Origin of the sequence: Levilactobacillus muriae (assembly GCF_045862015.1) — a bacterium.
GTDB classification, from domain to species: Bacteria; Bacillota; Bacilli; order Lactobacillales; family Lactobacillaceae; genus Levilactobacillus; species Levilactobacillus muriae.
Genome location: NZ_BAAFRU010000001.1, coordinates 58683 through 73991, shown reverse-complemented (window position 1 = coordinate 73991; position 15309 = coordinate 58683). Strand labels below are relative to the sequence as shown.

Here is a 15309-nt window from a genome sequence, read left to right as displayed (position 1 = left end):
TTTAAAAGGAGCCAAAAAAATTGAAAGAAATCAACCAACAAACTTTAACTGGCGAACGTGCCCTATTTCAGGGTCACGACCTCCACATTACAAATAGCACCTTCGTCGATGGCGAATCCCCACTGAAACACGCAAAGAACGTTGCCATTGATCACACCATTTTCAAATGGAAGTATCCACTGTGGTATACCAATCACGCTAGCCTAGATTACACGACCTGGCAACCAGACGCCCACGCTGGCATCTGGTATACAAAAGATTTAACCATGAAACACAGTGTCGTCCGGGCCACCAAGACCTTCCGGCACGCACAGGACATTCACATGGATGACGTGACCTTCGCCAACGCCGGCGAGACACTCTGGTGGTGTCAGGACATCACCCTCGACAATGTCACCGCAACCGGCGACTACTTTGGTATGAATAGTGAGAACGTGGTGGCCAACAACCTGACTATCAATGGCAATTACGCCTTTGATGGGAGTAAGAACGTGGAAGTCCACAACTCAACCTTCATCACTCACGATGCCTTCTGGAACTGTGACAACGTGACCGTCTATGATTCCACCATCATTGGCGAATATTTAGCTTGGAACACCAAGAATATTACCTTCGTCAACTGTTGGCTGGAAAGTGATCAAGGTCTCTGTTATGTTGACCACCTGACCTTGCGCAACTGTTCATTGATCAATACGGACCTCTCCTTTGAGTATTGTTCCGACATCGACGCCACAATCAATACGACTATCGATAGCGTGAAGAACCCAATTAATGGTAAAATTACGGCACCGGCCATCGGCAAGGTTATCTTTGACGACCCGGCGATTGACCCAACCCAGACCATTATTTCAACTACTCAGGAGGCTTCCGCATAATGAGTTATAACTTTTCAGAAATGATTGACCGTCGGCACACAAATTCCGTCAAATGGGACGTGGCTGCAAACGAACTTCCCATGTGGGTCGCAGACATGGACTTCCGCACCGCACCCGGTATCGTTGACGCCATCAAACGTAAGGCCGACACCGGAATCTTCGGTTACGAAGAGGTTCCCGAAGCTTACTTTGAGGCCGTCCAACACTGGTATGCGACTGAACACGACTGGGCACCCAATACCGACTGGATGCGCTTCGTGACTGGTGTTGTTCCCGCCATCTCATCCGCCGTTCGTCGCGTCAGTCACATCGGCGACAACGTGCTGGTTCAGGCACCGGTCTACAATATCTTCTATAATTCAATCGTTAATAACGGTCGGCACGTCCTTTCAAGCGACCTACAGTACCACGAGGGCCAGTACGACATCGACTGGGACGACCTGGTTGCTAAGATGGCTGACCCGCTCACCACGATGATGATTCTCTGTAACCCGCACAACCCAGTTGGCAAGATTTGGACTGCCGCTGAATTGAAGCGGATCGGTGAATTGGCCGCAGCCAATCACGTGGTCGTCTTCGCCGATGAAATTCACGGAGATATTACCGAGACGGGCTATGGGTACACGCCGTTTGCCGCTGCTGACGAGGTTTGCGCTAACAACAGCATCACTGCCGTTTCCCCTAGTAAGACCTTCAATGTCGCCGCACTCCACGCTGCGACGTTGATCATCCCCAATGAAAATATGCGGAACATTGTGGACCGCGGCATCAACACCGAAGAATTGGCTGAGCCCAACGCCTTCGCCATCGATGGGAGTATTGCCGCCTATACCACCGGAGCAGAGTGGGTTCACGAACTAAATGCTCAAATTACCGCGAATAAGCAGGCTTTAACCAAACTGATTGCCAAGAAATTGCCTCAGCTTCACGTCGTCACCGGCCACGCAACTTACCTTGTGTGGATTGATTGTACCGATGTCACCACGGATTCCACGGCGCTGTGCGACTTTATTCGCAAGACTACCGGTCTCTTCATTACGGCGGGCTCAGTCTACGGTGGCGATGGCCATGACTTCGTGCGCATCAACGTTGCCTGCCCAGCTGAGCGACTTCAAGATGGCTTGGATCGGTTAGTCGCCGGTGTGACTGATTTTCAAAAAGCGTAATTAACGACAACGATGTGATGTGTCACAACAAAGGGCAACCGGTTCTTTACCGAAAAGCACACGTTGCAACGATCTCATATAAAATACAGAGAACGCGTTCAGGAAAAATCCTGAACGCGTTTTTTATCCCAGCCAACTTTCTCCAAACTTCACAAGTTCCCGCCAACTGGTTTATCCTTCATCCTTGCTATACTAGTGATAACGATAGTGCTGACCACTACAAGGAGGACTTAACCATGACAACCATTAATCCCAGCGCCGCTCAGGATGTCTACCGCGATGCCGGTGACAACATTCAATTTACGACCTACCTCATTGATCGTGAAAATATCGCTAAGGACCGTGATGCCCTAGCCGAATTCGTCGACCGACTCGCAGCCATCGAACGGAGTATGGCGATTCGCTACCCCGATGCGCAACTCAAGGTCGCCTTTGGTCTCGGGGCCACTGCCTGGCGGCTTCTCTTTCCCACGGCAAGTCAACCCAAGGAATTGGTTGATTTCACAACAATCAAGGGGCCACGCTACACGGCACCGGCGACAGCTGGCGATTTGTTCATGCACGTCCGGGCCAAAGAAATGGCGGTCGTCTTCGAGGTCATGGACCAGGCGCGAGAATTTCTGCGTGACTGGACAACCGTGGTTGACGAAACTCATGGTTTCCGGTACTTTGAAGGCCGGGCCATCATTGGCTTCATCGATGGCACGGAGAATCCGGCCGGAAACGATGCCGCTGAGTACGCCCTGATTGGCGACGAAGATCCGGAATTTGCCAATGGCGCCTACGCCTTCGCCCAGAAATACACCCACAACATGGATGCCTGGAATGCCCTACACACCGAAGAGCAGGAGAAAGCGATCGGCCGGCATAAATTTACCGACCGGGAACTCGACGATGATGAAAAGCTTGCCAACGCACACAACCTGGCCTCCCAAGATAACACGGACGGTATCGAACATAAGATTGTCCGGATGAACGTCCCTTACGCCAAGCCTGGCGAGGGTATCGCCGGTACCTACTTCATCGGTTACGCCCGCCACTTCACGGTGACACGGCAAATGCTGGAAAATATGTTCACACAGAGTGATCGACTGCTCGACTTCAGCACGCCAATTACTGGGAATGCCTTCTTCATTCCCTCCCGACCATTGCTGGCACGCATCGCTGAAGGGGACCTCTTCCCAGTTGAATGAGCAGCTACGAGACCACCGTTGTTAGCGTCAGCTATAACCGACAGGACATTTGTCAGTGACTTGCCCGTTTACCACGTTATACAATCCAATTGTAAGCTGACACACTCAACCCTCGGCCCTCCTGGCACGGGGGTTTTTAGTAAGCCCACGATCCGCCAAACCTCAGTGTGGCCCGTTCTCTTCCGATTTGAAGCCACTCTCAAATATTTTTAAATTCCGGCTACCGCATGGTACTAAACAATTGCGAGCGCATACAAATAAGCATTCTTCGTTGACCTTTCACGTTTAAGAGGGTATGTTAGTGGGGTTGCCATCAAGATTTTAATGTCGATTGGTTTGCGTTACCTTGGGTAATCTCACCAATCAATCTAGACACTGAGGAGTTGACTCATCTTGGACGAGGCTGAAAGAGAGCAAGGGCCATGGCGCCGTAATCTTCGTGTTCTCTGGTTCTGTACGTTCGTTGCCGGTATGGCTTTTAGTGAGATCATGCCGTTTTTATCGTTATATATTAGTAGTTTGGGGAATTACACCAAATCACAGGTCACTATGTATAGTGGGCTCGTCTACGCCGCCGACTTCTTTGTCAGCGCAATTGCCTCCCCACTCTGGGGAATGGTTGCCGATCGCAAGGGACGAAAACTCATGCTGCTTCGGTCATCCCTTGGGATGGCGGTGGCCATGAGTCTGATGGGGTTTGCCACCAGCGTCTGGCAGTTGGTGGCTTTGCGTGCCCTGCAAGGGGTCTTCGCCGGCTTCATTTCCAATGCCCAGGCTCTCGTGGCCTCACAGACGCCACGGAAACACTCCGGGGCCTCCCTCAGTACGCTGATGACTGGGGTAACCAGCGGTATGCTGCTGGGCCCCGTCATTGGTGGGGTCTTGGCGCAGATCTTCTCGATTCGTCTGACCTTCTTTATCACGGGGGCCCTCCTCTTATTAACCTTCTTCATGAGTTGGGGATTCGTAGAAGAACAGTTCAAGCCGGTCGTTCGTGACCCCAACCAAAAGCGGCTGCACAACCCACTGGCTGCCTTCCCCAATCCCAAGTTAATCTTGGTTTTACTGTCATCGACTCTAATCGTTCAATTCGGAAATATTTCAATTTCTCCTATTATTAGTCTGTACGTCAAAGAGCTCATGCACAACGTGGGACCGATTACAGTGGTTGCCGGCATCATCGCCGCGCTACCCGGAATCTCCAACATCATTGCCGCACCACGATTGGGACGTTACGGCGACCACCACGGGTCCGGGAAGGTTCTACTGTTTGGCTACATTTTCGCAACGATTATGTACGTACCACAAGGCTTTGTCACCAGCGTGTGGATGCTCGGGATCTTACGGTTCATGATCGGTATTTCCGATGGGGCCCTCTTCCCCGAAATTCAGACGCTGTTGACCAAGAACTCACCGGTCGAGTTGACCTCGACCGTCTTCAGTTGGAATCAGTCCTTCCAGTCGATTGGGAACATGATGGGCTCACTACTCGGTGGGTGGATCGCTGGGGTCTTCAACTACAACGCTGTCTTCATTTCCACCGCGGCGCTCATGCTGATCAACCTCGCAATCGTCTGGTGGTTGGTTCCGGAAATCCGGAAGCCACAGATTCAAGTGGCCAACGACTAAAATTAATCTAGTTTTTTTAATCACATTCACACAAAACGACCAGGATTCGATCCTGGTCGTTTTTTATTCACCTGTACTGCCACAATCTGCCAAGACCGCCGTCACTTGTCACATTCCAGCCACGTTCGCGATCGAGCCATTCCGTGCGCGCGCAAAAAAGTCCCCGTTATACATTGACCTTTCGCGGCTTGCGCGGTATGTTAATGACATGTTCGCAATTTATTTGCGTTAAGGAGCTGACCCATCGTGGGTGAAACTGAGACGGACCATGAACCTTGGCGTCGGAACCTCCACATTCTGTGGTTCTGTTCGTTCATCGTTGGCATGGCCTTCAGTGAAATTATGCCATTTTTATCATTATATGTTAGTAGCCTGGGCAACTACACTAAGGCTCAAGTCACCATATACAGCGGGCTCGTCTACGCTGCCGACTTCTTTGTCGGCGCCATCGCTGCGCCGCTCTGGGGCATGGTTGCGGACCGCAAAGGCCGTAAGCTCATGTTGCTGCGGACCTCGCTGGGAATTGCCGTGGCCATGGGCCTCATGGGCCTGGCGACCAACGTCTGGCAGCTAGTCGCCCTGCGTTCCCTACAAGGGATCTTTGCCGGCTACATCCCCAACGCCCAAGCACTGATTGCCGCTCAGACGCCGCGAAAATACTCTGGGGCCGCGCTCAGTACCCTCACGACCGGTGGAACCAGTGGCAATCTGCTAGGACCCATCATCGGCGGCGTTTTGGCGCAGATCTTTTCCATTCGTATGACCTTCTTCGTGACGGCCAGCTTGCTTTTAGTGACCTTCGTCCTAAGTTGGGTACTGGTCAAGGAAGACTTCAAGCCGGCACCCCGACAGTCTAAGCAAGCACAGCATCACAGCCGCTTAGCCATGGTTCCCAATCTAAAATTAATCATCGTGTTGCTCTGCTCGACCATGTTCGTTCAGTTCGGCAACACCTCAATCTCGCCGATCATCAGTCTCTATGTCAAGGAGCTCATGCACAATGTGGGACCAATCACCGTAATCGCCGGCATCATCGCCGCGTTACCCGGAATCTCCAACATCATCGCTGCCCCACGGCTCGGTCGTTACGGCGATCAACACGGCTCCGGGAAAGTCTTGATCTTCGGCTACATCTTTGCCACGCTCATGTACTTCCCACAAGGCTTCGTGACCAGCGTCTGGATGTTGGGAATTCTACGATTCATGATTGGGATTTCCGACGGCGCCCTCTTCCCCGAAATTCAGGTTCTCTTGACGAAGAACACCCCCGTCACGCTGACCTCGACCGTTTTCAGCTGGAACCAGTCGTTTCAATCAATCGGAAACATGCTGGGGGCGCTCCTCGGCGGTTGGCTCGCCGGAATCTTTAATTACAACGCCGTCTTCTTCTCGACCGCCCTGCTGATGCTGGTTAACCTGGCCTTGCTCTGGTGGCTCGCACCGGAGATTCGGCACCATTCATCGCAAGCCTCTACGGAATAGTAAAGAGTGGGCCAGAAGGCGGTTAGCTGGCGAGCATTAAGGCTGATAGCGGAATAATCCCGGGTTTGGATTGTTTGGCTATCAGGTTTAAGCGGAGTCAGCTGCCTTCTGGCCCACGTTTCAGCAATATAGTTTAGGAGAGCGAAAAAAGAGCCTGGGATTTTGTCTCAGGCTCCTTTGCGTTTGAAATTATTTAACTAAAGGTTGGAAGTTCAAAGCGAGCTGGCAGATCGTTTCTCTGGCAGCCAGAGCTGTCTAGCTTGCGTTTAGCCCGCGAATCGTTCATCCAAAAGTGGCACTGCTTCGGCGACAATTGGCGCCACACCCAGCATGGCGCTCACACTGCCTAAGCCTTCAAACAAGTCGGATTCAATGCCCGATGCCAGTAATGTCCGTTGGGCCGTGCGCAGTTCGCCCGGTAAGTCTTCGATGTCATCGGTCCGACTGACTAGCACTAGCACACGCGGTACCGCTACCGCTTGAGCCGCAGTGATGACCGTTTGGACAATCTCCGTCAAATGAATGGTGGGCGCTAAAGCCACGACCATGTCCTGATCCAGCATGACAGCGCTTAGGCCGCCCTCGTCCAGTACTTCTCCTGTGAAGCCAGTAATCCCTGCTGGTAGGGCCACGTCACTGGGCGTATAAACCGTCAAGTCAAGTGCTGTATTCTCATTGAGTTGACGGACAAACGCCTGACTAGTAACGTCTAAGGGTCCAGCAATCAAGATTCGTTTCAAGTTCGTAACTCCCTTTCCAAATTAACTGATAAATAAGATTATAAGGGGTTATAGTAGGTCGAAGGCAAGCTTTTTTTCAAAAAAATTTCACGAATCTAGCATCCTTTCCCGCCAGTTTAATAAGGCGTTTCTTATAAAAAAGCAGAATAAGTATGTTATGCTTAAATTGGAAGGTAACTGAGAAAAGCTGAAACAGCGGTATTTATGAACTTCTCCACTGGCGTAAGCTACTTCAACCCCCGACTATTATCAACACTAAAAATTGTTATCTTTTGGAAAACGTTAAGGTTTCGTGTACAATGGCTATATTCATAAGAGCCTAGCGCTTCAAATACGACCGGTCCCCAGGTTGCCTCGCTCAGCGTGCGCCACTTGGACGCACCGGTCGTTATTTCTATGCTTTCGGCACCTTTACCGGAAGTGTGACATCATTACACAGGAGGTTAATCTATGCTACTTTCAATGGAACATCTACGTAAGGAATATCCCAACGGAAAGATTGCCGTCGACGACTTCAACCTTGAAGTCGATCGTGGTGAATTCATTTCATTCATCGGAACGTCTGGTTCTGGGAAGACCACGACCATGCGGATGATCAATCGCATGTTGCACCAGACTTCGGGGACCATCAAGATCGATGGTAAGGATATTTCGAAGATGGATCCAGTCAAGCTACGGCGTTCCATCGGCTATGTTATCCAAAACATTGGCTTGATGCCGCACATGACGATTCAAGAAAATATTGAAATTGTCCCGAAATTACTTGGCTGGTCCAAAGAAAAACGGGCCGAGCAAGCGAAGAAAATGATTAATTTGGCACAATTGCCAGAAGACATGTTAAATCGCTACCCTGGCGAACTCTCCGGTGGGCAGCAACAACGGATCGGGGTCGTTCGGGCCCTGGCCGCCGACCAAGAAATCATCTTAATGGATGAACCCTTTGGTGCCTTGGATCCCATCACACGGGAATCCCTACAAGACCTGGTCAAGCATTTACAAAAAGATCTCGGGAAGACCTTCATTTTCGTGACTCATGATATGGATGAAGCCCTTCACCTGTCAACGCGAGTGGTCATCATGAGCCACGGAAAACAAGTCCAGGTTGACACGCCCGAAAATATTCTGCGGCACCCGGCCGATGAATTCGTCACCAACTTAATCGGTGAGGAACGGCTGATCCGAGCGCAACCCAACATTCTGTCCGTTAGTCAGATCATGCTGAAGAACCCTGCCGCTATCACGCCTGATAAGACGCTAGACGACGCCATCGACCTGATGCATGATCGGCGGGTTGATACGCTACTGGTCACCAACGCGGACGGCGTGCTACAAGGATACGTTGACTTGGATGACATCAACCGAATCGCCGATGCCACCACGCCCGTCAGCCGCTTCACCAACAAGGAAGTCTTCTACGTTCAGGCCAGCGCCCTCATTGGGGACACCGTTGACCGGATTCTAAAACAGGGGGTTAAAAACGTCCCCGTTGTCGATGCCCAGAAACATCTGGTCGGTATCGTCACGAGAACCGCGCTAGTCGATATCGTTTACGATGCCTTGCGTGGTGCGCCAGCCAGCGATGAGCAGCCAGCTTCACCCATTAACGCTGACATCCATGCTGCCGCCACTCACGAGGGAGGCGAATCCTCACAATGATTCACTTCTTACAAGTTTACGGCATGCAGCTGATCGACAAGACCGGCCAACACCTTTACATTTCCGCGGCCGCCCTCTTCTTGGGAATCATCGTTGCCGTGCCACTTGGGATCTTATTGACCCGGATGAAACACGGCGCCAATGCGGTTATCACGCTAGCCGGGGTCTTGCAAACTATCCCCGCCATGGCGCTGTTAGCCATGATGATTCCCATCTTCGGGATTGGGTCCACACCAGCCATTGTTGCCCTGTTCATCTACTCTCTCCTACCCATCCTACGCAACACGTACCTCGGGATGGAAGGCGTCTCACCAACTGTGCGTGACGCTGCCAAGGGGATGGGGATGACCTGGTGGCAATCCATGATTCGTGCCGAGATTCCCTTGGCCGCTCCCGTAATCATGTCCGGGATTCGACTGTCCGCAACCTACGTGATCGCGTGGGCCACACTGGCATCCTATATTGGTGCCGGTGGCCTGGGGGACTTTATCTTCAACGGGTTGAATCTCTATCGCTCCGACTTGATTCTGGGCGGTTCAATTCCCGTTATTTTACTGGCCCTACTCGTGGACTATTTGTTAGGCAAACTGGAAAATACCGTGACACCACGGCAATTACGATAGGAGGTCCGTCATGCGAAAACATTTACGTCAATGGCTAGCCGGACTCCTGGTTGCGATCGTCTTGTTGCCGTTCGGCGGGTGTAGTCTGCCCGGTCTGAGTGGCTCCGGCGATAACACCGTTCGGATTGCCTCACAGAACACGACTGAACAGCAGATCATGGCCTACATGATTCAAGGCATGATTAGCCATTACACAAAGTTAGATTCGACCATTGTCAACAACTTGGGCTCCGGGAATGTTAGTTTTAACGCTTTAAAAAACGATAATGCTGACATCTCCTCTATTCGATTCAACGGGACCGATTTAACCACCATTTTAAATGAAAAATTTGAACGGGATCCCAAGGCTGTTAACAGTATCGTTACCCGCGAATTCCAGAGTCGCTACCACATGACTTACTTCAAGTCCTATGGCTTCGCCGACACCTACGCTTGGATGGTCAAGAAGAGCTACGCGAAGAAACATCACTTGAAGACTGTCAGTGACTTGCAAAAGTTAGCGCCTACCATGCGCGTCGGTATCGACCAAATCTGGCAGAACCGACAGGGTGACGGTTATCCCGCCTTCCAAAAAGATTACGGTTTCAGCTTCGGCACGGTCTACCCGATGCAAGTTGGGTTACTCTACGACGCCTTGGAAGCCGATAAGATGGACGCCATTCTGGGATACTCCACCGATGGTCGGGTCGGCAGTTATCATCTAACCTTGTTAAAGGATAACAAAAACTTCTTCCCACCTTATGATGCGAGTCCAGTGGCGACTGATGCCATCTTGAAGAAACATCCTGAACTCAAGCCGGTCTTGAATCGTTTGGTCGGCAAGATCTCACTGAAGACCATGCAGGACCTGAACTACAAGGTCGATGATCAACTGGAAGAACCACAGACGGTTGCCAACGACTTTCTGAAACAACACCACTACTTTGAAGGGGGGAACTAGGCATGAAAGACATGGGCTTATTCAGTCAGTTAATCTATTACTTCTCGCACAACGGGATGTACGTCCTCAGTCAATTCAACCAAACGTTCCTCGTCTCCATCTATGGGGTGTTGTTCGGGGCCATCGTAGGAATTCCAATTGGGATCTGGATCTCACAGAACCGGAAGCTTTCCCCCGTCATCATTGGGATCGCCAATGTGATTCAAACGATTCCTTCCCTGGCGATGCTATCCATCTTGATGTTGGGACTGGGACTCGGGCAAAATACGGTTATCGCGACCGTCTTTCTTTACTCCCTGTTACCAATTATCAAGAACACCTACACTGGAATGCTCAGCGTCGATCCGGACGTCTTGGACGCCGGTAAGGGCATGGGAATGACTCGTTTTCAAATTATGAAGACCATTCGGATTCCACTATCGCTTTCCGTAATTATCGCCGGTATTCGAAACGCCCTAGTCTTGGGCATTGGGATTACCGTGATTGGATCCTTCATTGGTTCCGGCGGTCTGGGGGACATCATCGTCCGTGGGACCAACGCCACGAACGGGGGTGCGATTATCCTGGCGGGGGCATTACCGACCGCGTTGATGGCAATCATCACGGATCTGGTCCTCTCCTTCATCGAAAAGCGCCTCACGCCAAAGACGTCTTCGGAGAACTAACTTGGGTTTGCCATTGCCTCCGGGCCGGTGAAAACTGGACTGGGGCGCTGAGGGCAAAAGTTGTCGCCTGCGGTTGCCAGAGATTCCGCCTGCTGTGGGGACCGCCTGCAGCCAAAGTACGGGCTTCCGGCTCGGCTGGCTGCATCCCTGGCCTCCTCCGGCTAAGCTATCTTTTGCCCAGGACCATTAGTCTAATTCACTGTACATTTTTCAATCGCATACACAGTGATGCTCCTCTGACCAACGTCTTTGACGCTCACGCTTCGAGGTGGAAAAATACCTACCAGTCCTAAATCAAATCTACTATTCCTGTAGGGTCGACAGTTCACTGTTGGCCCTATTTATTTTGACCTAAACCCAAGTCCAAGCATCCGCTCTAGCGTTCCAGTCCCCAAGTAAAGCACTAGAAAAAGGAAGAATCGGCAATTACGTATTCCAATACTCACAGAAATTGACCACGCCTTGGCATGGGCTAAATCTGTGTTAGCCGTGAGGGTGGGGAAAATAGACTCAGCCGTGGGAAGTGCCTTAGCGATTTATCGCTAAGGCACTTGGTGGGATTGAAACTCGCTTCTCAGAGGTTCAATCCCAAGCTTGGAGACCGCTCTATGGCTCCAAGCGCCCGCCCTAGCGTTCCAGTCTATTTCCCCCACCCGGTAAGGCGCCATTAAAACCCAATTTACCCTCTGCCAAACGCGTGGGACAAATGTTCTGTGAAAATTTGGTATACTGGAACAAACTTCAAACGAAAGAGGGACCCCTTCCCGTGACCCGACTCAAACAAAGTGCTATCGATTTTTCCGTAGGCACGTTGAACTTTCTGGCAAACATTGGTATCATCCTGCCCTACGTTCTCATCCTCGCCAAGTGGCAACAAACCCAAAGCGAGACGTACCTGATTGCCCTCGTGGCCTTCTACATCTCCCGAGCGGCCAGTATCTTCTACACCAAACGCCTGAACTTGAAGGCGAGTACCTATCTGATTCTCAGTCTGACCCTCGGTGCGGCCGGAAGTCTAATCTTCGCCGCCACTTCCCTGCTGGGCTGGTTGATTATCGGCAGCCTATTGTGGGGCTACAGTGCCGCCACTATCTGGCCGTATTTTCTGACCGTTAAATTACACCTGACGCACATCGCCAATTTTAAGATGAAACGCCTCTATTGGGTGATCTTCGCCGGATTGGCCCTGATTATCGGCGCCGACGTGCTGGCTAAATTCAACTACACGATGACCTTCATCCTGCTGGGTCTCCTCTATCTGGTAGCATTGCCGGGCGGACTCCTGTTGCATAACTTCACCAGTGACTTCTACCAGGCGACCCCGCACCACGTCCACGGTCTGTCGCAAACCTGGCGCTGGGTGCTCTCCGTAATCTTCTTTGCTGTCATCGCCGTGCTGACCACGCTGCGTAAGGCCGCCGTCACCATCCCCAGTTGGCTGATTCTGGCCATCATTGGCGTGGCACTGGTGATTCTGATTGTCGAACTGGTTGCCGACTGGCACGTCCTGCCGAACTATAAAATGCGGCTCCTCAATCGAGGGTTCCTGGTCAGCCTGGTTCTCCTGTTCAACAGTTTCTTTGCCTATTTTTATCTGGGTAACGCTGGGATGTACGCCGTCTTCGCTGTGTACCTGCTGGGATTTGAAACGGGCTTCACCGTCTTCACCTTACTTGGCCACCACGATGCTCGTCGCGCGCGTCACTTTAGCCTAATCAGCCTGATGACCGGTCAAGTTCTCCTGTTGGTGCCGTGGATGGGCACCTATCTGCTGGGCCTACTGCTGATTACCCTCTACGTGGGCTATGACAACCCCACGCTCAACGAGACTCTCTATGGCCTCGACAGCATCGACACGGACAGCGCCATCATCCACAAGTATCGTTTCTCCACGTATGGCGGTTTGCTCTGCCAATTGGCCATGTTTGGCCTGCTCGTGGCCGTCAGTGCCGTGGCCGGTCTATCGATCCTCGACTTCTTCAAACCGCGTGACACCAGCAATTTTCCCCTGTATTTCTACGGTCTGAGTTGGCCGCTAGTCCTCGTCTCCCTGATCATATCCGTGGGTAATCTACGATCGAAATCCCCGGTAAAAACTGAAACCCAGTCTGAATAAGGCTGGTTTTTTTGGTTGCCACCACTGCTAAACGGTCCCCCTACTACTACCAATGTAAAAAATTCGAATTTGGTCTCATTATTTTGCTAAATTGACTTCATTTTCGTTTCAATCTCGAATTGATGAAGCCCTATCACCATAATAATGACGCACCCTACCAAAAAATCAGGCCCCCAGCTAACGACGATCTGTCGCTGACTGAGTGCCTGATTGCTCTCTTCTATTTTACTGATAACGCTTGATTAGTTTGGAATCGTTTCGACCCATTTTTTAAGAATAAAGATGTTCAAGACGACTTCAATGCCAGCCACAATCAACACACCCAGAATATTAATCAAGAAGTGCGTGGTTCCGCCACCATCGACCAGTTGGCCGAAGTTATTGAACTCATAGAGTAGGAACCCAATGACCCGCACGACCAGGTAGATCACGATCACGTATAGAATCACGTTGATCAGCCACCGGCTGGCACTTGGCAGGAAGTTATTGGTTGCACTGATCGCCAAGTGGACCAGCGAGATTGTCGTCCATCCCAGGATAATCAGGGACAGGCCCATAATCATCAGTCCCACACAGACTTTAGTGGCTTCTGCTGTGGAATAATTTGGCCCACTTATGGTTCTTAACATCTCCGTCAGATACGTGTTATCCACGGCCTCCGCAATCAGGTAAATAATCAGTTGGGTGATCCCAAAGTAGATGAACATCACCAGTGATGACAATAAATTCGTTAAGTAAAGCTTGGTGTCTCCCAGCGGCAAAAGCCGGTATGTATCGCGTGTGTAGACCCGTTCAATTCGGACGGACAACAGAACGAAGGCGATGGCAAAGGCCACCATGGACCAGGCTAGCGCCACCCCAAAGGTTTCCCCGGGTTGGATGCCCCGAGTGGCAAAACTCCAGAGCAAGGTGACCGCCACCACGGCAATGTCCGCCACCAATAGCCAGTTGATCAGGCGGAAACGGTCGCGGCTCATCACCTTCAACAATGCTGTAAATTTAGTCATGGTCCGCACCTCCTTCAGCGTACAAACTCTCGTAGTAATCCTCGATACTCAAGCCAAACTCCTCACGGATCGCGTCACTTTCCTTATGTGCGTATACGGTTTGGTCCTTCACGATGACAACTTCATCCAGAATTGGCGCAATCTCCGAAACGTAGTGGTCACTGATGACCATCGTGGCGTCGGCCGGTTTCCATTTCAAAATACTACTGATGATCCGCTTACGACTCATGCTATCGATACCACTAAACGGCTCATCCAACAGGTACAGCTTGACCTGTCGTGCGAGGGTCAAGGCAATAATTACCTTTTCCTTCATTCCTTTGGACAAGGCAGCCAGCTTCAGACTCGTGTCAATCTGCAGGAAGGTCACTAGCTCTTCGAAACGGGTACCATCGAAGTCTGGGTAGACCGTGCGGTAGAAGTCTGCTACCCGCTCCACCCGCGTACTGGCCGCAAAGCCTCTGAGTTGCTCGGTAAAGCTGACGTGGCTCTTGTGGTGTGCGGTAGACGTATCACCACAAACGGTGATGGTTCCGAAACCTTTCGCACTCCCCGTGATCAGCCGCATCAGCGTCGTCTTTCCGGCCCCATTTTCACCAAGTAGCCCAATGATTTTTCCAGGTTCAAGGGTCAGATCGACATCGTGCAGAATCGTCTTAAAGTTATGCTTGTACCCGACTTGATTGATTGCTAGAACATTAGTCATCCTGTTGCCCCCTTTGTGCGATATATTGTTTCAGACTCGCAATGATTTCTTGATCCGATAAATTCAAAGCGTGTAACTGCTCATAGGCCCGTTCCAATTGATCCATGATTAAGTGCTCCTTTAATTGTGTAATGCGTGACGTCTCCGTCGTGACGAAGTTGCCTTTCCCTCGCTGGGACGTGATAATCCCCTCCGTGATCATTTCCCCAAGTGCGCGCTGAACGGTGTTGACGTTAACCGTCAAGTCCACCGCTAATTGACGAACTGCTGGCAACTTTGCCCCTGGCGCCAGCTGACCGGTCATCATTTCGTGATACAGATGATTCTTGATTTGATAGTAAATGGGGACCTTATCGTCAAACTTCACGTTCGGTCGCCTCCCTAGTGTTATATTTTACTAGTACACTGTAACATTAATATTCTGGTTTGGCAAGTCTTGGTGTCGAGATATAGCCGGCTATGCGCCCACCATCTCATTCTAAAAGTCGCTAAGCCATGGTTAACGCAGAAT

Annotated in this window: 14 protein-coding genes; 10 read left to right on the top strand and 4 right to left on the bottom strand. The window is 51.2% G+C overall.

The features are described from left to right. The first annotated feature begins 20 nt into the window (after nucleotides 1–20). The 5 genes from ACKTSF_RS00350 (at nucleotide 21) to ACKTSF_RS00330 (ending at nucleotide 6345) form a co-directional block, all read left to right on the top strand. Complete coding sequence (locus ACKTSF_RS00350) at nucleotides 21–875, top strand: DUF3737 family protein (protein WP_407885539.1); 855 nt, start codon at nucleotides 21–23, stop codon at nucleotides 873–875. Beyond that, entirely contained in the window at nucleotides 875–2041 is a 1167-nt protein-coding gene (locus ACKTSF_RS00345) for a MalY/PatB family protein (protein WP_407885537.1), read from the top strand. The genes ACKTSF_RS00350 and ACKTSF_RS00345 overlap by 1 nt, the downstream gene beginning before the upstream one ends. 236 nt (nucleotides 2042–2277) lie before the next feature. Next, nucleotides 2278–3234: a Dyp-type peroxidase gene (locus tag ACKTSF_RS00340; RefSeq protein ID WP_407885535.1), complete on the top strand. Its 957-nt coding sequence runs from the start codon at nucleotides 2278–2280 to the stop codon at nucleotides 3232–3234. 393 nt (nucleotides 3235–3627) lie between these two features. Beyond that, nucleotides 3628–4863, top strand: a complete 1236-nt coding sequence (locus tag ACKTSF_RS00335) for an MFS transporter (protein WP_407885533.1) — start codon at nucleotides 3628–3630, stop codon at nucleotides 4861–4863. 246 nt (nucleotides 4864–5109) lie between these two features. Continuing rightward, nucleotides 5110–6345 carry an MFS transporter gene (locus tag ACKTSF_RS00330; RefSeq protein WP_407885531.1) on the top strand — a complete coding sequence of 412 codons (1236 nt, stop codon included), beginning with the start codon at nucleotides 5110–5112 and terminating at the stop codon, nucleotides 6343–6345. Between the two features lie 266 nt (nucleotides 6346–6611). Here the strand turns inward: ACKTSF_RS00330 and ACKTSF_RS00325 are convergent, their stop codons facing one another. Continuing rightward, nucleotides 6612–7085, bottom strand: a complete 474-nt coding sequence (locus ACKTSF_RS00325; protein WP_407885529.1) for a Rossmann-fold NAD(P)-binding domain-containing protein — start codon at nucleotides 7083–7085, stop codon at nucleotides 6612–6614. 450 nt (nucleotides 7086–7535) lie between these two features. Between ACKTSF_RS00325 and ACKTSF_RS00320 the strand changes: the two genes are divergently transcribed. From ACKTSF_RS00320 to ACKTSF_RS00300, 5 genes are all read left to right on the top strand, one after another. Then, nucleotides 7536–8741: a betaine/proline/choline family ABC transporter ATP-binding protein gene (locus ACKTSF_RS00320; protein ID WP_407885527.1), complete on the top strand. Its 1206-nt coding sequence runs from the start codon at nucleotides 7536–7538 to the stop codon at nucleotides 8739–8741. Then, entirely contained in the window at nucleotides 8738–9364 is a 627-nt protein-coding gene (locus ACKTSF_RS00315) for an ABC transporter permease (RefSeq protein WP_407885525.1), read from the top strand. The genes ACKTSF_RS00320 and ACKTSF_RS00315 overlap by 4 nt, the downstream gene beginning before the upstream one ends. A 10-nt stretch (nucleotides 9365–9374) precedes the next feature. After that, on the top strand, nucleotides 9375–10304 hold the full coding sequence (locus ACKTSF_RS00310) for an osmoprotectant ABC transporter substrate-binding protein (protein WP_407885523.1): 930 nt from the start codon (nucleotides 9375–9377) through the stop codon (nucleotides 10302–10304). Between the two features lie 2 nt (nucleotides 10305–10306). Continuing rightward, on the top strand, nucleotides 10307–10969 hold the full coding sequence (locus ACKTSF_RS00305) for an ABC transporter permease (protein WP_407885521.1): 663 nt from the start codon (nucleotides 10307–10309) through the stop codon (nucleotides 10967–10969). A 766-nt stretch (nucleotides 10970–11735) separates the two neighbouring features. Then, nucleotides 11736–13085, top strand: coding sequence for a hypothetical protein (locus ACKTSF_RS00300; RefSeq protein ID WP_407885519.1), 1350 nt, complete (start codon nucleotides 11736–11738; stop codon nucleotides 13083–13085). 242 nt (nucleotides 13086–13327) lie between these two features. Here ACKTSF_RS00300 and ACKTSF_RS00295 read toward each other — a convergent pair whose 3' ends face one another. Genes ACKTSF_RS00295 through ACKTSF_RS00285 form a run of 3 tightly spaced genes read right to left on the bottom strand, consistent with a single transcriptional unit; the run spans nucleotide 13328 to nucleotide 15165 of the window. Next, nucleotides 13328–14092: an ABC transporter permease gene (locus ACKTSF_RS00295; RefSeq protein ID WP_407885517.1), complete on the bottom strand. Its 765-nt coding sequence runs from the start codon at nucleotides 14090–14092 to the stop codon at nucleotides 13328–13330. Beyond that, nucleotides 14085–14798 (bottom strand): ATP-binding cassette domain-containing protein, encoded by a 714-nt coding sequence (locus ACKTSF_RS00290; protein ID WP_407885516.1) that lies wholly within the window; start codon nucleotides 14796–14798, stop codon nucleotides 14085–14087. The genes ACKTSF_RS00295 and ACKTSF_RS00290 overlap by 8 nt, the downstream gene beginning before the upstream one ends. Further along, on the bottom strand, nucleotides 14791–15165 hold the full coding sequence (locus ACKTSF_RS00285) for a GntR family transcriptional regulator (protein WP_407885514.1): 375 nt from the start codon (nucleotides 15163–15165) through the stop codon (nucleotides 14791–14793). Before ACKTSF_RS00285 ends, ACKTSF_RS00290 begins: the two co-directional genes overlap by 8 nt. Nucleotides 15166–15309: the final 144 nt, after the last annotated feature.